The 18,678-nt window shown below is 59.5% G+C and carries 17 protein-coding genes; 12 read left to right on the forward strand and 5 right to left on the reverse strand.

Going from position 1 to position 18,678, the window contains the following annotated elements; all coding sequences use genetic code 11:
• Nucleotides 1-305: 305 nt before the first annotated feature.
• Nucleotides 306-500, forward strand: coding sequence for a hypothetical protein (locus IE123_RS02750; protein ID WP_189514855.1), 195 nt, complete (start codon nucleotides 306-308; stop codon nucleotides 498-500).
• A gap of 169 nt (nucleotides 501-669) precedes the next feature.
• Here IE123_RS02750 and IE123_RS02755 read toward each other — a convergent pair whose 3' ends face one another.
• Nucleotides 670-1,686, reverse strand: a complete 1,017-nt coding sequence (locus IE123_RS02755) for a potassium channel family protein (RefSeq protein WP_189514857.1) — start codon at nucleotides 1,684-1,686, stop codon at nucleotides 670-672.
• A 255-nt stretch (nucleotides 1,687-1,941) separates the two neighbouring features.
• The gene (locus tag IE123_RS02760; protein ID WP_229819544.1) at nucleotides 1,942-2,964 is read right to left on the reverse strand and encodes a serine hydrolase domain-containing protein; all 1,023 of its coding nucleotides are present in this window, start codon (nucleotides 2,962-2,964) and stop codon (nucleotides 1,942-1,944) included.
• 206 nt (nucleotides 2,965-3,170) lie between these two features.
• Between IE123_RS02760 and IE123_RS02765 the strand changes: the two genes are divergently transcribed.
• The 5 genes from IE123_RS02765 to IE123_RS02785 all read left to right on the forward strand — a co-directional run bounded on the left by IE123_RS02765 (nucleotide 3,171) and on the right by IE123_RS02785 (nucleotide 8,822).
• A complete protein-coding gene (locus tag IE123_RS02765; RefSeq protein WP_189514859.1) occupies nucleotides 3,171-4,538 on the forward strand; it encodes a GntP family permease in 1,368 nt (455 codons plus the stop codon).
• A gap of 151 nt (nucleotides 4,539-4,689) precedes the next feature.
• Nucleotides 4,690-5,295 (forward strand): LysE/ArgO family amino acid transporter, encoded by a 606-nt coding sequence (locus IE123_RS02770; RefSeq protein ID WP_189514861.1) that lies wholly within the window; start codon nucleotides 4,690-4,692, stop codon nucleotides 5,293-5,295.
• Between the two features lie 186 nt (nucleotides 5,296-5,481).
• Nucleotides 5,482-6,594 (forward strand): cobalamin-independent methionine synthase II family protein, encoded by a 1,113-nt coding sequence (locus tag IE123_RS02775; RefSeq protein WP_189514864.1) that lies wholly within the window; start codon nucleotides 5,482-5,484, stop codon nucleotides 6,592-6,594.
• Nucleotides 6,595-6,736: 142 nt separating this feature from the next.
• The gene (locus IE123_RS02780; protein ID WP_229819545.1) at nucleotides 6,737-8,179 is read left to right on the forward strand and encodes an MATE family efflux transporter; all 1,443 of its coding nucleotides are present in this window, start codon (nucleotides 6,737-6,739) and stop codon (nucleotides 8,177-8,179) included.
• 43 nt (nucleotides 8,180-8,222) lie between these two features.
• Entirely contained in the window at nucleotides 8,223-8,822 is a 600-nt protein-coding gene (locus IE123_RS02785; RefSeq protein WP_189514866.1) for a DUF4202 domain-containing protein, read from the forward strand.
• 78 nt (nucleotides 8,823-8,900) lie between these two features.
• Here the strand turns inward: IE123_RS02785 and IE123_RS02790 are convergent, their stop codons facing one another.
• The gene (locus tag IE123_RS02790) at nucleotides 8,901-10,604 is read right to left on the reverse strand and encodes a methyl-accepting chemotaxis protein (RefSeq protein WP_189514868.1); all 1,704 of its coding nucleotides are present in this window, start codon (nucleotides 10,602-10,604) and stop codon (nucleotides 8,901-8,903) included.
• 360 nt (nucleotides 10,605-10,964) lie between these two features.
• Here IE123_RS02790 and IE123_RS02795 point away from each other — a divergent pair, with 360 nt between their 5' ends.
• The 5 genes from IE123_RS02795 to IE123_RS02815 all read left to right on the forward strand — a co-directional run bounded on the left by IE123_RS02795 (nucleotide 10,965) and on the right by IE123_RS02815 (nucleotide 16,087).
• The gene (locus IE123_RS02795) at nucleotides 10,965-11,639 is read left to right on the forward strand and encodes a cupredoxin domain-containing protein (RefSeq protein WP_189514870.1); all 675 of its coding nucleotides are present in this window, start codon (nucleotides 10,965-10,967) and stop codon (nucleotides 11,637-11,639) included.
• Nucleotides 11,639-13,987 carry a putative bifunctional diguanylate cyclase/phosphodiesterase gene (locus tag IE123_RS02800; protein ID WP_189514872.1) on the forward strand — a complete coding sequence of 783 codons (2,349 nt, stop codon included), beginning with the start codon at nucleotides 11,639-11,641 and terminating at the stop codon, nucleotides 13,985-13,987. Before IE123_RS02795 ends, IE123_RS02800 begins: the two co-directional genes overlap by 1 nt.
• On the forward strand, nucleotides 13,984-14,835 hold the full coding sequence (locus tag IE123_RS02805; RefSeq protein WP_189514874.1) for a DUF3034 family protein: 852 nt from the start codon (nucleotides 13,984-13,986) through the stop codon (nucleotides 14,833-14,835). The genes IE123_RS02800 and IE123_RS02805 overlap by 4 nt, the downstream gene beginning before the upstream one ends.
• A 20-nt stretch (nucleotides 14,836-14,855) precedes the next feature.
• Nucleotides 14,856-15,287, forward strand: coding sequence for a group I truncated hemoglobin (locus IE123_RS02810; RefSeq protein ID WP_229819546.1), 432 nt, complete (start codon nucleotides 14,856-14,858; stop codon nucleotides 15,285-15,287).
• Between the two features lie 104 nt (nucleotides 15,288-15,391).
• On the forward strand, nucleotides 15,392-16,087 hold the full coding sequence (locus IE123_RS02815; RefSeq protein ID WP_189514878.1) for an alpha/beta fold hydrolase: 696 nt from the start codon (nucleotides 15,392-15,394) through the stop codon (nucleotides 16,085-16,087).
• 93 nt (nucleotides 16,088-16,180) lie between these two features.
• On the opposite strand, the gene IE123_RS02820 is transcribed toward IE123_RS02815, so the two are convergent.
• Nucleotides 16,181-16,339 carry a hypothetical protein gene (locus IE123_RS02820; protein WP_189514880.1) on the reverse strand — a complete coding sequence of 53 codons (159 nt, stop codon included), beginning with the start codon at nucleotides 16,337-16,339 and terminating at the stop codon, nucleotides 16,181-16,183.
• Nucleotides 16,340-16,578: 239 nt separating this feature from the next.
• Between IE123_RS02820 and IE123_RS02825 the strand changes: the two genes are divergently transcribed.
• Nucleotides 16,579-17,265, forward strand: a complete 687-nt coding sequence (locus IE123_RS02825; RefSeq protein ID WP_189514882.1) for a hypothetical protein — start codon at nucleotides 16,579-16,581, stop codon at nucleotides 17,263-17,265.
• Between the two features lie 218 nt (nucleotides 17,266-17,483).
• On the opposite strand, the gene IE123_RS02830 is transcribed toward IE123_RS02825, so the two are convergent.
• Complete coding sequence (locus IE123_RS02830) at nucleotides 17,484-18,539, reverse strand: C45 family autoproteolytic acyltransferase/hydrolase (protein WP_229819548.1); 1,056 nt, start codon at nucleotides 18,537-18,539, stop codon at nucleotides 17,484-17,486.
• Nucleotides 18,540-18,678: the final 139 nt, after the last annotated feature.

Below are 18,678 nucleotides of genomic sequence, written 5' to 3' on the forward strand. Positions count from 1 at the left end.
TTCCTCTCCTGATGGTTGGCTGTCATATCCTGTGCCGATTAGGCCACTTGTTGTCTGCAAACTGCCTTTGCATTAAGCAATACGGTGTTACGTATTCAGTGTTTCGTGTACAGGTTTGCCTAACATGCGTTATCGCATCAAGTGGCGCAGGAAAAAGGCGGCGTATAACACTCGCAAGCACTGTAAGGCTGCGTAACCCATGGCCGATGGTCCGGGTGGCTGTCAGGCTTCAAGGGTTTCCATGCGGGAACTATCGGGCTTCATGCAAGGCCTAACGCTCGTGATGCCAACATGGAGGGCATGTCATGAGCAAGAGTAGCGGTGGGCAGTTCGAGAAGTTCAAGGGCGGTGTCAAAACGCAGATTGCGGTGGCCACCAACAGTGATCGGCTCTATGAAGACGCTGAAAAGCAACGGCTGATGGCACAGTTGATGGAGACAAAGGGCTTGAGTCGTGAAGAGGCTGAAAAGGAGGCCGCCCTGCAACTTCGCAACGAATAGTGTCTACCGGTTTGTGACCTGACCGATATCGATCGGTCACGGCATATTGATTGGGCCCGGCATCACTTGTGATGCCGGGCCTTGTTCGTTATGGCGCGCCGGAAGGCGATGCAGGAAAGCCGCTCCATTGGTGGGGCCTTCCCGTGCCTGTCGATCAATGAGCATCATTTCAGGTCGTGGGCGTTTTCCAGACATCCTGCCATTCCCATCCATCCTTTCTGACATAGGCCAGTAACAGCCTCTGATGATCCAGAGAGGCCAGGTGTTCCTGCATCTCGGTGGCGCTTTTTTGAACGCCGGGCAGCTGCGCATAGGCATCGAGGTCGGGGATATCCGGCATATGGCGGGACGGTTGAATGAAGTCAGTGCTCAGGGTCTCTAGAAACCGATCGAGATTGCGCTGAGCGATGAGCAGCTGCGAGCGCGTTGATGTATCCAGCCCCGGGCAGGCAAAACAGACCAGCGCCAGTGTCTGATACAGCCGCGTCATGGCCAGTGGCAGTGCCTTGTCGCCTGTTTCGCCGTGATAGTAGTGCAGAATGGGAAATGCCAGATGCTGCTGGCCCACTGTCCCGATCGAGGATTGCACCTGCTGAAGCTGGCTCGCGAGGGTAGTAAAGGCGCCGTCATCGGCAGTGGTTTCAAGCATCTGGTGGGGCGTCTGCCCCAGGGCCGTCATGGCAAGTGCCAGTTGACGTTTCTGAGTGACATTGGCCACCACATTGAGAATATAGGTAATGGCCGCCGTGAACAGAAAAAAGCCGTTGGCGGCGGCAAGCCCCGGCACGATACGCCAGTGGTTGTTGCCGGGCACGTAATCACCATAGCCCAGTGTGGTCAGGGTATAGCCGGCGTAATAGGCCCGTTCGACCAGATCGGCCGTGGTTTTGGATGTGGCGTTTACTACGGCCTGTGGATCACTGCAGAAGAGCAGAAACCAGCCCAGCCACGCCATCAGCATCCAGAAGGCAATCAGCGATATGGTAATCCAGACACCTGCTGCTGCCAGAATGGCATGGCCTCTGCCGCGCCGATGCAGAAGCAGTAGCATAAACCACAGGGTGCTGGTCAGCCGTTTGGTCAAAGGGCCCGAGTTGGACGCCGAGAGTGTGGTCCGAATGGCGTCATGGGCCACCAGCATAATGATCACTATGCCAGCGATACCAACGAGCGTACTTGCATTCATGTCAGGGTTCCTTGCCTGCGCCATGGGATGCCGACACTTCCCGGCGATTCACTCCGATCTGCGTTGATCCAGTACGGTCTCGATCAGCAGGCATCTTCCCGTGCTAGATTGATGCGCATTGGCGTCATTATCAAAAGTGATTGTGACGGTCCGGCGCTGGGGGGCCCGGTATGTCGCGATTGCGGGCCTACCATACACGGCAGGCATGAACAGGGCTGTTAACAATGTTAAGCAAAGGCAATATCCGGACATCATCTATTCGGCGGTAGCCTGAATCAGTTGCGCCACGACAGCCTTGATCCGGGCAAGATAACGTCCGCTTGATGGCGGGGTGGGGTCCGAGGTCAGAACGACCGTCATGGCACGCCCCGGCACCACGAACAGGACCTGTCCGCCGTACCCCCAGCCGTAGTACACCGGCTCACCTTCAATCTCGCCGCTGAACCAGCCATAGCCGTAATCATCATCGTTATAAAACGAGTGCGTGCGCGGCTGCCATGACGCGCTGATCCAGTCGCCAGACAGTATCTGCCGGCCATTGTAGTGGCCGCCCAGGCGATACATCTCACCAAATGCTAAAAGCGCCTGCGGTGTCAGGCCCATCTCATTGCCGCCGAAATAGATGCCCTGCGGGTCGCGCGTCCAGGGGGGAATGCTGATGCCCAATGGCGCGCCCAGCCAGTCCCGCATCAGGGCAAGCGTCGAGTGACCGGTAGCCTGCGTCAGCGCGGCGGACAGCAGGTGAGTATTGCCGGTGGAGTAGAGCATCTGCCCGCCAGGCTCTGCCACAAAAGGGCGTGAAAGCGCGTTGCGCACCCAGTTATTGCTGGCCACCCAGGCGCCATAGTGCTGCCCGGAGGTGCGCTCAAGCCCGGTCTGCATCGACAGCAGCTGGCCCACGGTAATCTCGCGTATTCGTGGATCGGCATTGTTCGGGATCTGGTCGGGCGCCAGCAGTTCGACGATCGGTTGATTTACGCTGTCGATCACACCGCGTTCAATGGCGGCGCCCACCAGCGCCGACATCAGCGTCTTGGACAGTGATTTGATATTGGCGGTCTGATTCGTACGGTGGCCGCGATAACCGCGCTCGATCACGGTCTCACCATTGATGGCGACCATCAGGGTGTGGGTGCGCGGCAGGGCGCCGGCGCGATCAGCCAGGCGGTCGAGCGTTGGTGGATCCGGCATATCGGGAGTGGCAAGCGCCGGTATCGAGAGCAGCCAGAACGCGCAGGCCATCATCAGGGCATGAGTTGAGTGTCCGAGCTGGCGCATGGGGAGACTCCGTTGAGAGGGCGCGAACAGGATGTCTGAAGTGTGGCGTATATCCGCATCGGCTGCGCAGCGATGCCGGCTGTCTCGACTGATCGTGCAGGATGTCCTGAAGCGCAGACAGTAAAACAGGGGTCGTATTGACCAGAAGGCAATATCAGGCTGATATACAAGGTCTTTTAACATCGCCCTGACCCCGGAATCTTCTCATGCTTTATATGGTTATCCTGCTGGCCCTGATCGCCTTTATCGTGCTGGCGACCTCACGCTGGCAGCTGCATCCCTTTCTGGTGCTGCTCAGCAGTGCCCTGATCGCGGGGTTTGCCTACGGGCTGCCGGCGACCGAGACCGTAGCCACCATTGGCACGGGGTTTGGCAGGATACTGGGCAGCATCGGGCTTGTGATCACACTGGGTACCATTATTGGCGTCATCCTTGAGCGCAGTGGGGCGGCGCTCACCATGGCGGAAACCATCATCCGTCTGCTGGGGGAGCGCTTTCCTGCACTGACCATGTCATTGATCGGCTATCTGGTCTCGATTCCGGTGTTTTGTGACTCGGGCTATGTGATTCTCAACTCGCTGAAAAACGCCATTGCCATACGCATGAAGGTGTCGGTCACGGCCATGAGCGTGGCACTGGCCACCGGGCTTTATGCCACCCATACCTTTGTGCCACCTACCCCCGGGCCAATTGCGGCGGCCGGCAATCTGGGACTGACCGATAACCTGGGGCTGGTGATTGCGCTGGGCCTGGTCGTGGCGCTTGCCACCGCCGTGGCCGGCATGTTGTGGGCCTCGCGGTTTACCGAGCGTGACGACGCCAGTGCCGGCCTGCTCAGCAACGACGATACGCTGGACATGGCCGACCCGTTCGCTGCCTTTCGTGCCGAACATGGAGCACTGCCCGGTGCCGGTCGCGCCTTTGCGCCGATTCTCTTGCCCATTTTGTTGATCTGTCTGGGCTCGGTGGCGGGTTTCCCCGGTGCGCCACTGGGAGAGGGGGCACTGCGAGACACACTGGTATTTCTGGGCAGTCCAGTCATCGCTCTGGCTGCAGGGCTGGTGGTGGCCTGTATGCTGTTGCCGGCAGGCGGGCGCCGCGAGGCGCTGCAGTCGCATGTCAGTGAAGGCATTACTGCCGCGGCGCCGATTCTTCTGATTACGGGGGCAGGCGGCGCCTTTGGCGCGGTGCTGACGGCCACGCCGCTGGGCAATTTCCTGGGGGAAGTGCTGTCAGCGCTGGGGATCGGACTGTTCATGCCGTTTCTGGTATCGGCGGCCCTGAAAACCACTCAGGGATCTTCCACGGTGGCGCTGGTGACCACCTCGGCCATGGTGGCGCCGATGCTGGCGGGAATTGGACTGGACAGTGACATGGGGCGGGCGCTTACGGTGCTGGCAATTGGTGCCGGGGCCATGACGGTCTCTCATGCCAACGATAGTTTCTTCTGGGTGGTGACCCAGTTCAGCCGCATGCCGGTGGCACTGGCCTATCGCGCCCAGACGCTGGCCACCCTGATTCAGGGCGTGACGGGCATGCTGGTCGTCTGGCTGATGAGTCTCGTATTGCTATAAGACTGCTGTAGATCGGGCAGAAAGGCGGTAGCAGCCCGACGACGAAAAGATGGCCTTATGAAAGCGGCGAATGGGGTATCAGGAGCTTTCATGGCAGCGTTTCGCCACAAGCGTACCCTCACTGGCTGGTACAGCAGAGAGGGGGCAGGGAATGCAGGCATTCTGGACAGGACTGGGACTGGGGCTTTCACTGATCATGGCGATCGGTGCACAGAACGCGTTTGTGCTACGCCAGGGGCTGCGCGGCGAGCATGTCTTCCAGGTCTGTATGGCCTGTGCATTGTCGGATGCGCTGCTGCTGACATTCGGGGTGTATGGCGCCGCGACCCTGATAGGTCGCTTTCCGGCACTTGATAACCTCATGCGCCTGGCCGGCGCGATCTTTTTGCTGCTGTATGGCGCTCGGGCGATGATCGCTGCCCTGCGCGGCGGACAGACGCTGGACCCGACGGGACAGACAGGCGCTTCGCGGGTCAGAACGCTGAGCGTGTGCCTGGCACTGACCTGGCTTAATCCGCATGTGTATCTGGATACGGTGGTACTGGTGGGTGCAGTGTCGGCGCAGCAGGCGTCAAAAGCGGCCTTTCTGGCCGGTGCCGTGGTCGCTTCCTTTACCTTCTTTTTTGCGCTGGGGTATGGGGCAGTACGCCTACGCAGGCTTCTGGCCAGCCCGCGTGCCTGGCAGGTACTCGATGGCCTGATGGGGCTTGTGATGTGGACAGTTGCCCTGTCACTGGTGTGGCCCATGGTGGTGTGATCATGAAGCATCGGTCGTGACAATGAAGCCATGCTGATCAGTGCCAGACCATGGTTGAATACCGTTCATGGAACAGGTGAATAACCCTTGCTGGTATTCACTCTGGCGCCACGGCATATTGTTTGATGAAAAAAGCTACGTGACGAAAAAAGCTGTTCTGCAGCGTTTGTTGATTAAGGAATGATCATGTCTTTACCCATGCCTCCCTACCGCGCCGACACGGTTGGCAGTCTGCTGCGCAGCGATAACGTCAAGCGTGCGCGTGAACAGTACGCGCAGGGCACCATTGATCAGGCATCTCTCAAGGCCGTCGAGGACGAGGAGATCACGCGGCTGGTCAGAAAACAGGAGTCGCTGGGGCTCAAGGCCGTCACCGATGGCGAGTTGCGGCGTGCCTGGTGGCATTTCGACTTTCTCGAGCACCTCAAGGGTGTCGAAGGATTTGAATCCGAACAGGGCATTCAGTTTCAGGGGCGCCAGACGCCGTCACACGGGGTGCGCGTGGTGGACCGTGTCGGGTTCAACCCGGACCATCCGATGCTTGAGCACTTTCGTTATCTCAATGCACAGACGACCAGCGCTGTCGCCAAGATGACGATTCCAAGCCCCAGCGTGCTTCATTTTCGCGGTGCCAGTCAGGTCGACCGCAGTGTCTATCCCGAGTGGGGCAGCTACTTCAATGATCTGGCCGATACCTGGTGCGAAGCCATTGCTGCCTTCTATGAGGCGGGCTGTCGCTATCTGCAGCTCGATGACACGGTCTGGGCCTATCTCTGTTCCGACAGCGAACTTGAAGCGGCGCGCGAACGGGGCATCGAGTCGCCCGAGACGCTGCAGTACGTCTATGCCGACGTTCTCAACCGGGCACTGGAAGGCCGGCCCGCCGACATGCACATCAGCCTTCATGTCTGTCGTGGCAACTTCCGCTCGACCTGGATCAGTGAGGGTGGCTATGAGCCGGTCGCGGAAACGCTGCTGGGCACTGTCAATGTCGATGCCTTCTTTCTGGAGTACGACACTGACCGCGCCGGCGACTTCAAGCCGCTGCGCTTTCTACCCCGCGGCCATCAGCAGGTGGTGCTGGGACTGGTTACGACCAAGACCGGTGAACTGGAGTCCGGTGAGCAGATTCGAGAGCGTCTCGATGAGGCCAGCGAATACGTGCCGATGGACCAGCTTTGTCTGAGTCCGCAGTGCGGCTTTGCCTCGACCCATGAGGGCAACAACCTCACGGAACAGCAGCAGTGGGAAAAGCTGGATCTGATCGTCAATCTTGCCGAGGAGTTCTGGGGCTACTGATAACGCCGCCTTCGGGACGTCCATTAACGCCTGATCGTTCACCGATCGGGCGTTTTTTATGTGCTTTTGCATCGTGAAGGCTGCAGGCGCAGGCGTGGCCCGCTATCGTTGGCGCATGTTCCCCTGCAAGGAGACGCCTCCCTTGGCACGACAGACAGGCGCAGGCAGTGCGTCGCGACATCAGACTACCCTGCTGGAAGGCCCCATTCTAGGGTCTCTTCTGAAGCTGGCCGTGCCCATCGTGCTGGCCAATATCCTGCAGTCGGCCTATCAACTGATTGATGCCTTCTGGGTGGGACGGCTGGGCGGCCATGCGGTGGCGGCCGTCTCGGTCAGCTTTCCGGTGACCTTTCTGCTGATCGCGCTGGGATCAGGGTTCAGCATGGCGGGCTCCACCCTGGTGGCCCAGCATATGGGAGCGGGCAATCATCATCGGGTCAATCAGGTGGCCGGCCAGACCATTTTGTTAGTGGTGGTGACCTCGGTGAGTCTCTCGGTGATCGGCATCATGCTGGCGCCCGGGCTGCTGGGCCTGCTGGGCGTTGAAGAGGCCGTGTATGACGGGGCGCTGGTCTTTTTACGCATCTCGATGGCGGCCATGGTCTTTACCTTTGGCTTTTCCATGTTTCAGGCGCTGATGCGCGGCATCGGCGAGGTACGCCTGCCGTTGTATATCGTGACCGGTACGGTGCTTTTGAATGTGGTGCTGGACCCGCTGTTCATCTTCGGTTTCAACATGGGAGTAGGCGGTGCGGCGCTGGCAACCCTGGTGACTCAGGCACTGGCGCTGGGCACCGGACTGTGGCTGCTGGTCCGCGGTCGCCATGGCATTGCGCTCAAGCGTCATCATCTGAAACCTGATCCGGTGTTCATTCGTCGCGCGCTGGCGCTGGGACTGCCGGCCTCGGTGGAGCTTTCCGCCCGGGCGCTGGGCATGAACGTGATGGTGTTTCTGGTCACCGGGTTTGGCACCGTCACCATTGCCGCCTATGGGGTGGGCACCAATATCATGGGCTTTATCATCATTCCGGCGCTGGGGCTTTCGATGTCGACCGCAGCGCTGGTAGGACAGAATATCGGCGCCGGCCAGATCGAGCGTGCCGGGCAGATCGCACGCCTGTCGGCGCTGATTGCGCTGGTGGCGCTGAGCGTGATCGGGGCGCTGGTCTTCATGTTTGCCCGTGAGCTGGTGGCCTTTTTTGTGCCGGGCGATGCCGCGATCATTGAGGCCGGCAGCCATTTTCTTCACATCACGTCACTGACGTTTGGTTTTATTGGCGCCCAGATGGCGCTGACCGGGGTCTTTCGCGCCGCAGGTCATACCGTGGTGGCGATGCTTCTGGCGCTGGTGTCGCAGTGGGTGCTGCAGTTTCCACTGGCCTTCATCCTCTCGCGGGAGACCGTGCTGGGCGTTGATGGCATCTGGTGGGCCTTTCCGGTGACCAACATGATTACGGCATTGATCGCATTGATTCTTTTCATGCGAGGTGACTGGCAAAAGGGACGCCTGGCCGAACAGGAAGACCCGCTGGCCAGGCAGGTATCCGGTGAGATCATCGGCAAGAGCCCGGGATCGGCATCCTGACGCCTGCAGATCATCATTACATCAATAAAGAGGAGCGCAGCACATGGCAGACAGGGATCGATTCGATGCAGCAATGGCGCAGCTGGATGCGCTGCATGCCGAAGACCCGCGCATGGAGACAGTCGACGGTGAGCAGGTACCCTATGAGCTTTTGTACGCTCAGCGCATGAGTGAGTGGCTGGAAAGGCTCAGGCCGCAGGCCAGCGAGACGCTGCAGCTGGCAGTGCGTGCTCAGCATTTAAAGCGCTGGGAAGTGCCGCGTGACAGCTATCCGATGGACCGCCCCGGCTATCATGCCTGGCGCACCGGGCTCAAGGCCCGCCAGGCTGACATGGCCGCTGATGTACTACGTCAGGCGGGCTATGACGAGGCGGACTGCTTGCGGGTAGCGGCGCTGGTGCGCAAGGAAGATCTGAAAAATGACGAGGAGACCCGGGCGCTGGAGGATGCTGCCTGTCTGGTCTTTTTGCAGGACTATTACGCGCCCTTTGCCGCCGAGCATGACGATGACAAGGTCATCGGTATTCTGCGCAAGACCCTGCGCAAGATGTCGGGTGATGGTCACCGCCTGGCAGGAGAGATTCCGCTGGAGGGGCGCGCCAGAGCGCTGCTGGAAAGGGCAGTGGCCATGGAGACGTCCTGACAGGGCGCCATCACATGCCCGTTTATATGACATGAAAAACCCCGCCAGATGGCGGGGTTTCCGTGGGGCTGGCGGGAATCAGAACTCGGCCCACTCCTCGACATCATGACGCTGCGCGGTCGGTCGCTTGAGCTCGGGGCGAGCCGGCGTTGCAGGTGCCTTGGCAGGTTGCGGCGTTGACGGCGCAGAAGTGGCGGCCGGTCCGGAGGCGGCAGGCGCCCTGGCAGGGCCCGTGGCGGCATCAACCCTGAAAAAGGAGATCTCCTGTTGCAGCTCGGCGGCGCGGGCGCGAAGGGCATGGCTGGCCATGCTCGATTCCTCCACCAGTGCTGCGTTCTGCTGGGTGACGGCGTCCATCTGGGAGACGGCCACGTTGACCTGATCGATGCCCGTGGCCTGCTCCCGGCTGGCGACGGCGATTTCGCTGACCAGATCGGTGACGCGCTTCACGCTGGTAACAATTTCGGTCAGTGTCTGGCCCGAGCGATTGACCAGTTCGGCGCCGGTATCCACGCGCGTCACGCTTTCCTCGACCAGCTGCTTGATTTCACGCGCCGCGTTGGCGCTGCGCCCAGCGAGATTTCGCACTTCATTGGCCACCACGGCAAAGCCGCGGCCCTGTTCACCGGCACGAGCGGCCTCTACTGAAGCGTTGAGTGCCAGCAGATTGGTCTGGAAGGCAATCTCGTCGATCAGGCTGACGATGGTGGCAATCTTCTGGCTCGAGGCGCTGATCTCGTTCATGGCGGAGACGGCATTTTGCACCACGTTGCCGCCGGTCTGCGCCTGCTGACTGACCTCGCGCACCAGCCGGTCGGCCTGTGCCGCGTTGTCGGCATTGTGGCGCACCGTGGTCGTGATCTCCTCCATGGAGGCGGCGGTCTCTTCAAGGCTTGCCGCCTGCTCCTGGGTGCGACGGTTAAGATCCTCGTTGCCGCGGGTAATATTGTGCGCTGCATCATTGACGGCCACGGCGTTGTGGCTGACCGAGCGGATGACGTCAGTCATCCTGTGCTGCATGGCCGTCAGTGCATGTAGCATGTCGCCGAACTCATCCTTGCAGGTAATGTGGGTCTCAACGGCAAGGTTGCCCTGGGCCAGTTCATTGGCGAAATGACGCGCCTTGCCCAGCGGTGTCATGATGCCGCGTACCAGCCAGATGGAAAGCGCCAGTGCCAGGCCGATGGCCAGTGCAATCACGCCCAGCGTGATGTTTCTGAGCGACGTATAGGCCGCATGGCTGTTCTGATAGTGCTGCTCGGCCCGGGCAACTTCGCCTTCAAAAAGGGCAGCAATGCCGTCTATCACGACCTGATAGTCGCCACGCAGGGTGGCACTGTTAAAGGCGCTGGCGGCAACAAAGTCGCCCGCGGCCATCATGGTCATCATGCGCTGCAGATCATCCTGCAGGGTCGTGATGGCCTGCTGCAGCCGAGTGGCCTGCGCTCGTTCCTGCTCGTCCGTGATCACCGCCAGATAGGTCTGCATGGCGGCATTGGCCCGTGCATCATTCTGCGCCATCTCGGCCTGCGTTGTGGCTATCGTGGCTGTGTTCTGGTCACGCTGCTCGGCGACCACCTTGACCCGATTGCTCAAAAGCGCCGTGCGCATGATGCCCATCTGTTCAAGCGCTATCACATTGGTATCGAAGGTCGCTTCCAGCGCATGCTGCGACCTTTGAGCGCTATGGATACCCAGCGCTCCTACAATCAACAGCAGCACGATACAGATGGCCAGACTACCCGACAGTCTGAGTTTGACGCTCTTTTTGGGGTTTAGCATGTAATGCTTCCTCAGAAGAATGAATCCCGTCGCTTCCGCTGCGATCGGCTGTGCGAATGGCACAGGGCATAAGGCTATGGACGGTTTTGCACAGGTCGTGGAAATGGCTGGGTGCTTATATCGGCTGTTGCGCTATTTAATCGAGCATGATGCAAGCTATCGCTTTGATAAAAACTCCCTTAATTAAACTTCGTTTAATGATTCTGGTGCCTGCCGCTTCGGATCCGGCTGCATAAAGTTTCCCGCCCCGACGCCGATGATGAATCTTCAACAGATCATTTATTCATGGCAGGACGCAGTACCGCAGCGGCGTGATGGCGCCATGCAGGTTCGGGTCCTGATACAGGTGGGGGCACCGGGATGGCGCAATCCCTGAAATGGTGTTTGATGGCGCTGCTTTTGTTGTCTTCGTTGACCGCAAGGGCAAGCGGATCGCTTCAGGTAACGCAGGCAGGCAGCAATGAGCCACTTGAGCATGTGGTCATCGAAATCGATATTCCGGGTCTTGAGCGGGCCACCGGGGCACGAGAGCATCATGAGATTGTTCAGCGTCAGGCCACCTTCGAGCCGCTGGTGACTCTCATGTCCGTCGGCGCCGTGGCCAGTTTTCCCAACCGCGACATGACGCGTCATCAGGTGTTTTCCTTCTCGCCACCGAAGGTGTTCAGCCTGGATCTCTATCTCAAGGAAACGCCGCCCCCGGTGCACTTTGATGCGCCAGGCGTTGAGGTGCTCGGTTGTAATATTCACGACCAGATGCAGGCCTTTATCGTCATCAGTGACGCATCGTTTTTTGCCCTGAGCGATGACCGCGGGCGTATCGATCTGGCGCATCTGCCGCCGGGGCGCTATTCGATGCGGGTATGGCACCCACGTCTTGAGGATACGCACCAGCAGTGGTGGGAAGGTGAGATTGATACCCGCCTTGAGACGCAGCTTGCGCTGACACTTGCGGCCACACCGCCACCCACGGCCAAGCCCTCCCTCCTGCAGCAGCGCTTTCAGCAAGGGCTCATGCATCAGGAGCACCCTTAATGTCCTTTCGACATCGCCTTCTGCTGGTCATGCTCGCCGTGCTGGTCGTGGCGCAGCTGGGCACGGCCGTGGCCACACTCGATACCATCCGTCGCGATGTCCTGTTAAAGGGCAGTCGAGAGCTTGATGTTGCCCTGGACGTCACCCGACAGCTGCTGACCGAGCGTGGCCATCATTTGCGCGACAACGTGGCCGTGCTGGCCTCGGACTTTGGTTTTAGGGCGGCCGTGGCGACCCAGGATACTGGTACCCTGGATAGTGTGCTGCTCAATCACGGTGAGCGTGCCGGCGCTGATATGGTGCTTCTGACCGACCCCCAGGGGCGTATTCTGGCCAGCAGCCATCAGGCGGTGGGCAGTGCCATGCCCTTTGACGCCATGTGGCAGCAGGCCGGTCATGCCGACAGCGCAGTCGGCGTGGTGTTACAGGATAGCGTGCCCTATCAGATGGTATTGATGCCGGTACGTGCGCCGGGTCTGATCGGCTGGGTGGGAATGGGGTTCATGCTGGATGACCGCCTGGCACAAGAGCTTGGCGCGCTGACGCGTCTGTCGGTCAGTTTCATGGTGGATGACGGGGCGATTGAAGGCGCCGGACCTGCCTTTGTGACCGGTGCACTTCAGGCGGCACCCGAATCGGTGCTCGATACCTTTAGAGCGTTACTGATGCAGGGGCGCTTTATCGATCACAGTGGCATGGAGGAGATGACCGATACGCTGTCACGTGCGATGCAGCTTCAGCGGGATGATCAGGGCCGCACCTGGGTGATCATCCAGCATGATCGCAGCGATTTGCTGGCGGTCTACCACGCCCTGAGCTGGCAGCTGTTGTCCATTTTCGGCGTCATGCTGGTGTTGACCGCCATTGTGGCGGCGTTGATTGCGCGCAGCATGACGCGCCCCCTGTTGCAGCTGGTGGCCTCTGCCCGCCGTATCGGTCGCGGGGAGCGCCTGTCGGCGCTGGACCATGGTCGCCATCGTGAAATTGGTCTTCTGGCCGATACCCTGCTGGGCATGCAGGCGGACATCGATCAACGTGAGCAGCGCCTGCTGCATCAGTCCCGCCATGACCGGCTGACCGGGCTTTCCAATCGTGACAGTGCCCAGCAGGACATTGCCCGTACCCTTGAGCAGGGCACGCCCTTTACGCTGTTGCGGTTTTCCATCGTGGGTTTTCGCCAGATCAACGACACCTTTGGCTACGCCATTGGTGATGAAGTGCTGCGCATGCTGGCGCAGCGCCTCGAGACGCTTTCGCTGCCGTGTCAGCGGGCCTATCGCCTGGGCGGTGACGAGTTTTTGTTGATGCTGCAGGGGGAGACCATCACACCGCAGTGGATTAGCGAACTGCACGAACACCTGGCCCGGCCCGTTGAACATGAGCGCTCGCCGATTGCGCTGACCCTTGTCGCAGGCGAGGTCAGCTATCCGGCGCACGGTGAAAGTGTCGGTCTGCTGCTGCGTTGTGCCGAAATCGCCATGGACCGTGCGCGCCATGAGCGTACCCGGCACGTACGCTATGAGCAGGGACAGGACGAGCTGCATCAGCGCCGGTTGATCCTTGCCCGGGATCTGGGAGCTGCCGTGGAGCAGGATCAGCTCACCATGGTGTATCAGCCCAAGATAGTGGCGACCAGTGGGGCACTCATGGGGTTTGAAGCCCTGATGCGCTGGCAACATCCGACCTTCGGCTTTGTGCCGCCTGATGAGTTTATTGCGCTGGCCGAACAGTCAGGTCGGGTCACGCAGCTGACCCAGTGGATGCTGCGCACCGTCTGTCGCCAGATCGATCAATGGGCGCAGCAGGGAGAGTCACTGTGTGTCGCGGTCAACCTGTCGGCACATGATGTGATGGATACCACGCTACCGGAACGGATTCATCTGCTGCTGCAGGATTATCAGCTGGGCCCTGAAAGGCTGAGACTCGAGGTTACGGAAAGTGCGCTGATTCAGGACCCGGCCCTGGCGCAGGGCAATCTGATCGCGCTGCGCCATGCCGGTCTGCATATTGCAGTAGATGATTACGGTACCGGCTATTCATCGCTTGCCCAGCTCAAGCGTCTGCCCGTGCAGGAGCTCAAGATCGACAAGTCCTTCATCCTGAAACTCGATAATGACCAGGAGGATCGCATTATCGTGCACTCCACCATTGAGCTTGCGCACAACCTGGGGCTGAGCGTAGTGGCAGAAGGCGTCGAGACGGAGGCCTCACGGCTATTGCTGATGGAGATGGGATGCGACGTACTGCAGGGCTATCTGATTTCACGGCCCTTGCCGTTTGCTCAGGTGATCGACTGGATCAGGCAGTACCGCGAAGGGGGCACCACCACCAAAAGGGCGCTGGGATGACATCATGTCAAAAAATATGGGTGCTGCTGGCTGGGATGTGCTGGCTTGCGGCCACCAGTCCGGCCCTGGCCGGCAGCCGGCTGGCGGGCACCGGCGGTGTCATGGCGATCGAAGGGGCCAGCGGTGGCGGTCTTTCTCCCTGGGGCGTGCTGGCAGGCACCGCCAGTGACATCGACATTGGCGTAACGGTTGGCGCAACGCGCGCCGATGTGGATGACTACCACCTTGTGGTCAGCGGTATGGCCGTCAATTTTTATGATCGCCTCGAGCTTTCTCTGGCAAATCAGCGTCTGGCGCTCGATACGCTGGGTGGGCATCAGGCCCAGGACATCTATGGGGCCAAGCTGCGTTTGTTCGGTGATGTGCTTTACCGGCCCTGGGGCATCTGGAGTCTGGGCGTGCAGCACAAGCAGCTGGTCGAGGGCCGGGAGCTGGCCCGCGCCGTGGGCGCTCGAAATACCAGCGGCAATGATGTCTATCTGGCAGGCAGCAAGCTCTTTTTTGACGCTGTTGCCGGGCGCAACCTGCTGGTCAATACCACCCTGCGCTCAACCACGGCCAATCAGGGTGGCCTGCTGGGGTTTGGCGGTGACAGGAATGATCATCGCGAACTGATGGTCGAGAGTTCGGTCGGGCTTTTTTTGAATCCGGACTGGCTCGTGGGCGTTGAATATCGCCAGAAGCCGGACAACCTGAGCTTTGCTCGCGAGGATGGCTGGCGCGATGTGTATGTGGCGTGGTTGATCAACAAGCACGTATCGCTGACCGGCGCCCTGCTGGATCTGGGCAGTATTGCAGGTATTGAACGCCAGCGCGGCGGCTATCTATCGCTTCAGCTGTCGCTGTAACTTCCAGGAGAGCCATGATCATGTTCTGTCGTCTCGCCACGATCACGATGCTGCTGGTCGGCCTGTCAGGCTTTGCCGGCCAGCAGGCCACTTCGTCAACGCTCTATCAGCGTCTGGGCGGGGAGGCGGGTATTCATGACATCGTCACGCACTTCCTGATCAACGTGGCCGATGATCCTCGCATCGTGGGGTATTTCGCCCATACCAACATCGATCATCTGGCAGATTCCCTTGAGCAATACCTCTGTGAACTCAGCGATGGCCCCTGCACCTATGAGGGACCCTCCATGGCGCGGGCGCACCAGCACATGGGGCTGACCGATGCCAGCTTCAACGCGTTGGTCGACAATCTGCAAAGGGCGCTGATGGATCAGAAGATCGACGTGGGCGCGCGTAATGCACTGCTGGGCCGGCTGGCACCGCAGTACAGTGATGTCATGCGCGATCAGTAGGGTGCCCGGGTTTTCAATAATGGATATTGCGTTGACAGATTGCACGGTGACAGCGCGCGCTGTGCGCTCGACAATATCGCCTCATTTTCTGAAAAGAACCAGCCATGAGCACAACGCAAAAGACCACGCTGGTACTGCTGCCCGGCTGGGTGCTGGGACCAGCGCCGCTGGCGCCTCTGGCGCGCGCCATCGAGCGCTGCAATGGCGATATCAGGGTGCACTGCACGGCCTATCCGCGATTGAAGAGTCATCGGCTTGAGGCATGGCTTGATGCGCTGGATACGCAGTTGCCTGATGGGGCCTGGCTGGGCGGCTGGTCAATGGGTGGCATGCTGGCCACGGCGCTGGCCGAGCGGCGCGGCCTGCGAACGCCCGGGTTGATCACGATGGGAACCAGAGCACGGGTAATGCCGCCTGCCTGGTCAGGGGTGAACGGGCCGGCGCGGGCGTGGCCATCATGGCTGGCGCAGGGCGGACATGATGCCTGGCATCTGGGCAAGCGACTGTTGGGCACGCTGCCGCGGGTCGATGCTCGGCAGTCGGCGGCAGGGCTGGCGCTGCTGGGCAGCATGGATCTTCGCCGAACGCTAGGCCGGCTGGAAATCCCCCAGCTTCATCTTTTTGGTGAACATGACATGCTGGTACCGGCGCAAGCGCGTCAGCTTGTGGCGGATTGTCTGCCTGCAAGCGGGCAGACGCAGCTGATTGATAATGCAGGGCACGGGTTTGTTATCGATCGGGCTGACCGCACGGCACAGGTCATCACGTCTTTCATGAGTGCCTCAATGACGCCGTCCTGAGGCAGGGGAGTAGCAGGCAATCCATAAAAATGCGTGATGGACAGGAATCCATCACGCGGCAAATTTCAGGAGCGGCCTATCGCTGCCACGGTATTAACGCTGATGACGCGGTGGTGTACGGCTATTTTTGGCGGCCGTTCCCTTGCCCTGCTGGAAGCGGCTCCACACGTGCTGTGCGGCCTGTTTGGCCTTGCGGCGATTTTCCGGCTTGCGCAGCCAGTTGGCAATAAAGGCCCCAATGGCTCGTTTCATGATGATCCCTCCGTGGTTGTCGGGATATTTCCCTGTCCCAGTATATGCAGTTATTGCCGACAGGATTCAACGTTGCATGCTGAACATCGGCTGAAGATGTTGCCACCTGGCCAATGTTAACGTTTTGTTATGTTTTTCAAATATTTAAATGCCATTCAATGATCCATGTTGAGGCAGCTTCTTCGACGTTGGTCTAGCCTCCACGGTACTTGATACCCCAACCGGAGAGGCAACACTCCATGGAATGGATGAACACTTCCTGGGAATGGGTGCTCGCTAACGCATCCTTTTTCAGTGGTCTGGGTACCGTGGCCATGGCCATTATCTGGGCCGTCTATCTACAGCTGATCGTTCACAACTTTCTCAGCGGCAAAAAGCCCGAGATGATCATCAATCGCTGTAATGGACATGACTTTAACGCCCACTGCATGCTCGGCAACATGAGCACCGGCACGGCATTTATTGAAACCATTATCGTCAGACTGCGCAGTAACGATGAGACCTATTATGCTGACGTGACCGATATCAACAGTCGTGAAGATATTGAAGGGGATCTCATTGCGCCGGAAAATCTCCGACACATTACGCGTCAGGGGCCGATCAATCAGGGCGAATACATTGACGCCGGTAGATTCGGCATGCTGATTGAACGCGTGGCGACCCTCAATAGCCTCACGCTCGATGAATCGAGCCAGCCCGTTGATCAAAAACCGTTTACCCACTTTGAAATTCTTGTCATCAGCATTTATGGCCAACAGCGCCATCCCGTAGGTGCCAGAAGATCCTTTACCATCAGTCGTGACCAGCAGGGTAAGTATTATTTTGCCCCCGAGAAGCCCATGACGCGTCAGCTGGCTTCTCGACGTGAGCGCAAGGAGCTCAAGAGCTGGCAGTCAGCGCTTAATAACCCGGAAAACGCGGTTTGACGAAAGGCGGCCTTTGAACGCTTTCTGATAAACGTCCCTTGTCCTGCGTGTATAAATATACCGTTATCTTATGTGTATCATTCACAATGGTGCCTACGTAGCTCAAGCGTAGATCTGCATGCAGACGTGGAGCATGACGGGTGTCGATCAGGGGCAAATACCTGAACGACAGGCAGCTGAAACTGCTGCGCCGTATACCGGCGCAGCCAGTATCGGCGTTACAAGGAAAGCTTGATGATCTCCGGTTGATCGGCGGGCTTGCCCAGACTCAACTCGGCGCGCCTTTCGGTCAGGTTCATGACGATGGTAAACAGGGTTTCCATCTGCTCGCTCTCGGCGACATCGGGATTGGTGCGACGATTGATGCCATCCGGCGCGCCCTGTTCATCGCTCAGGTGGGCCCGCAGGGTGGCAAAGGAAGGCTCGCTTTCGGCGACAAGTTCGCGCAGGCGTTCAAGGCGGGTAAAGGAGTCCTCGCGCGGAAAGTCCTCAAGCCCCGGCGGCAGATGTCTGGCAATCAGATGATTGGTATGGCAAAGCCTGCCGTGACGCGGAGCCATGGCACTGTCACCCATCGGTGAAACCTCAACGCCTGCGGCATGGCCGCTTCCATCCGCGATCAGAAAGTGGGCAGGCGATGCCACCCCCACCTCATCAATCATGTCCAGGGCGTGTTCGACGCTGTCACTTTCCAGCACGCGGCGCAACATGACATGGATCGGCAGTCTGGGCTTGCAGATCTGTGAGCGCAGCGCGTTGAGACATACCCCCACGCCGTACTCGTTGAAACCGATCTTGCCGATAATACCGGCCTCGGTCACCATCGTGATGGCCGGCTTGTCGGGAGCGCGCAGGGTCATGCAGATCAGGGCATCACGCTGCGAGGCCTTCCAGTCCCAGTTCTGCGCCAGCCACTGGACGCCGGTTGTGACGTCATGCTGGGCAAGCGCCGAGCAGCCGTCTGGTTGTATTGGTCCACCGGCATGGGTCAGGGCGATTTCACTGCGCGCATTGAGTACCAGTACATCCAGCGGATCAATATTGGCACCGTGTGCAATACCGGCCATCTCTTCGAGCAGCTCCGGGCAGACATGTTCGATGGCTGCCTTGAAACGTTCGGCGTCATGGCGCGCTGTTGCCCAGTCCAGCCCCGCCATGTTCTGAAACATGCGGCGGTAGGTGGCAAGGCTGATGGCAATTTCCGACGCAGCCTGTCGACCGTGTGCTTCACCGATCTCGAAATGGGTGCCTCGAACATCGATATGTTTGACCACGTCGCGCTCCTGTTGTTATCCGACCTGTTTCACTTTCAGCATGAGCCCATCGGATCGATCCGTCGAGTACCGAGGCACGTCACATGGGCAGCTTGCGGTGTCAGGGTCAGGACCTGTCTGGAGGAGAAACGCACCCGGC

This window comes from Kushneria pakistanensis, assembly GCF_014652795.1.
In the GTDB taxonomy this organism is placed as follows: domain Bacteria; phylum Pseudomonadota; class Gammaproteobacteria; order Pseudomonadales; family Halomonadaceae; genus Kushneria; species Kushneria pakistanensis.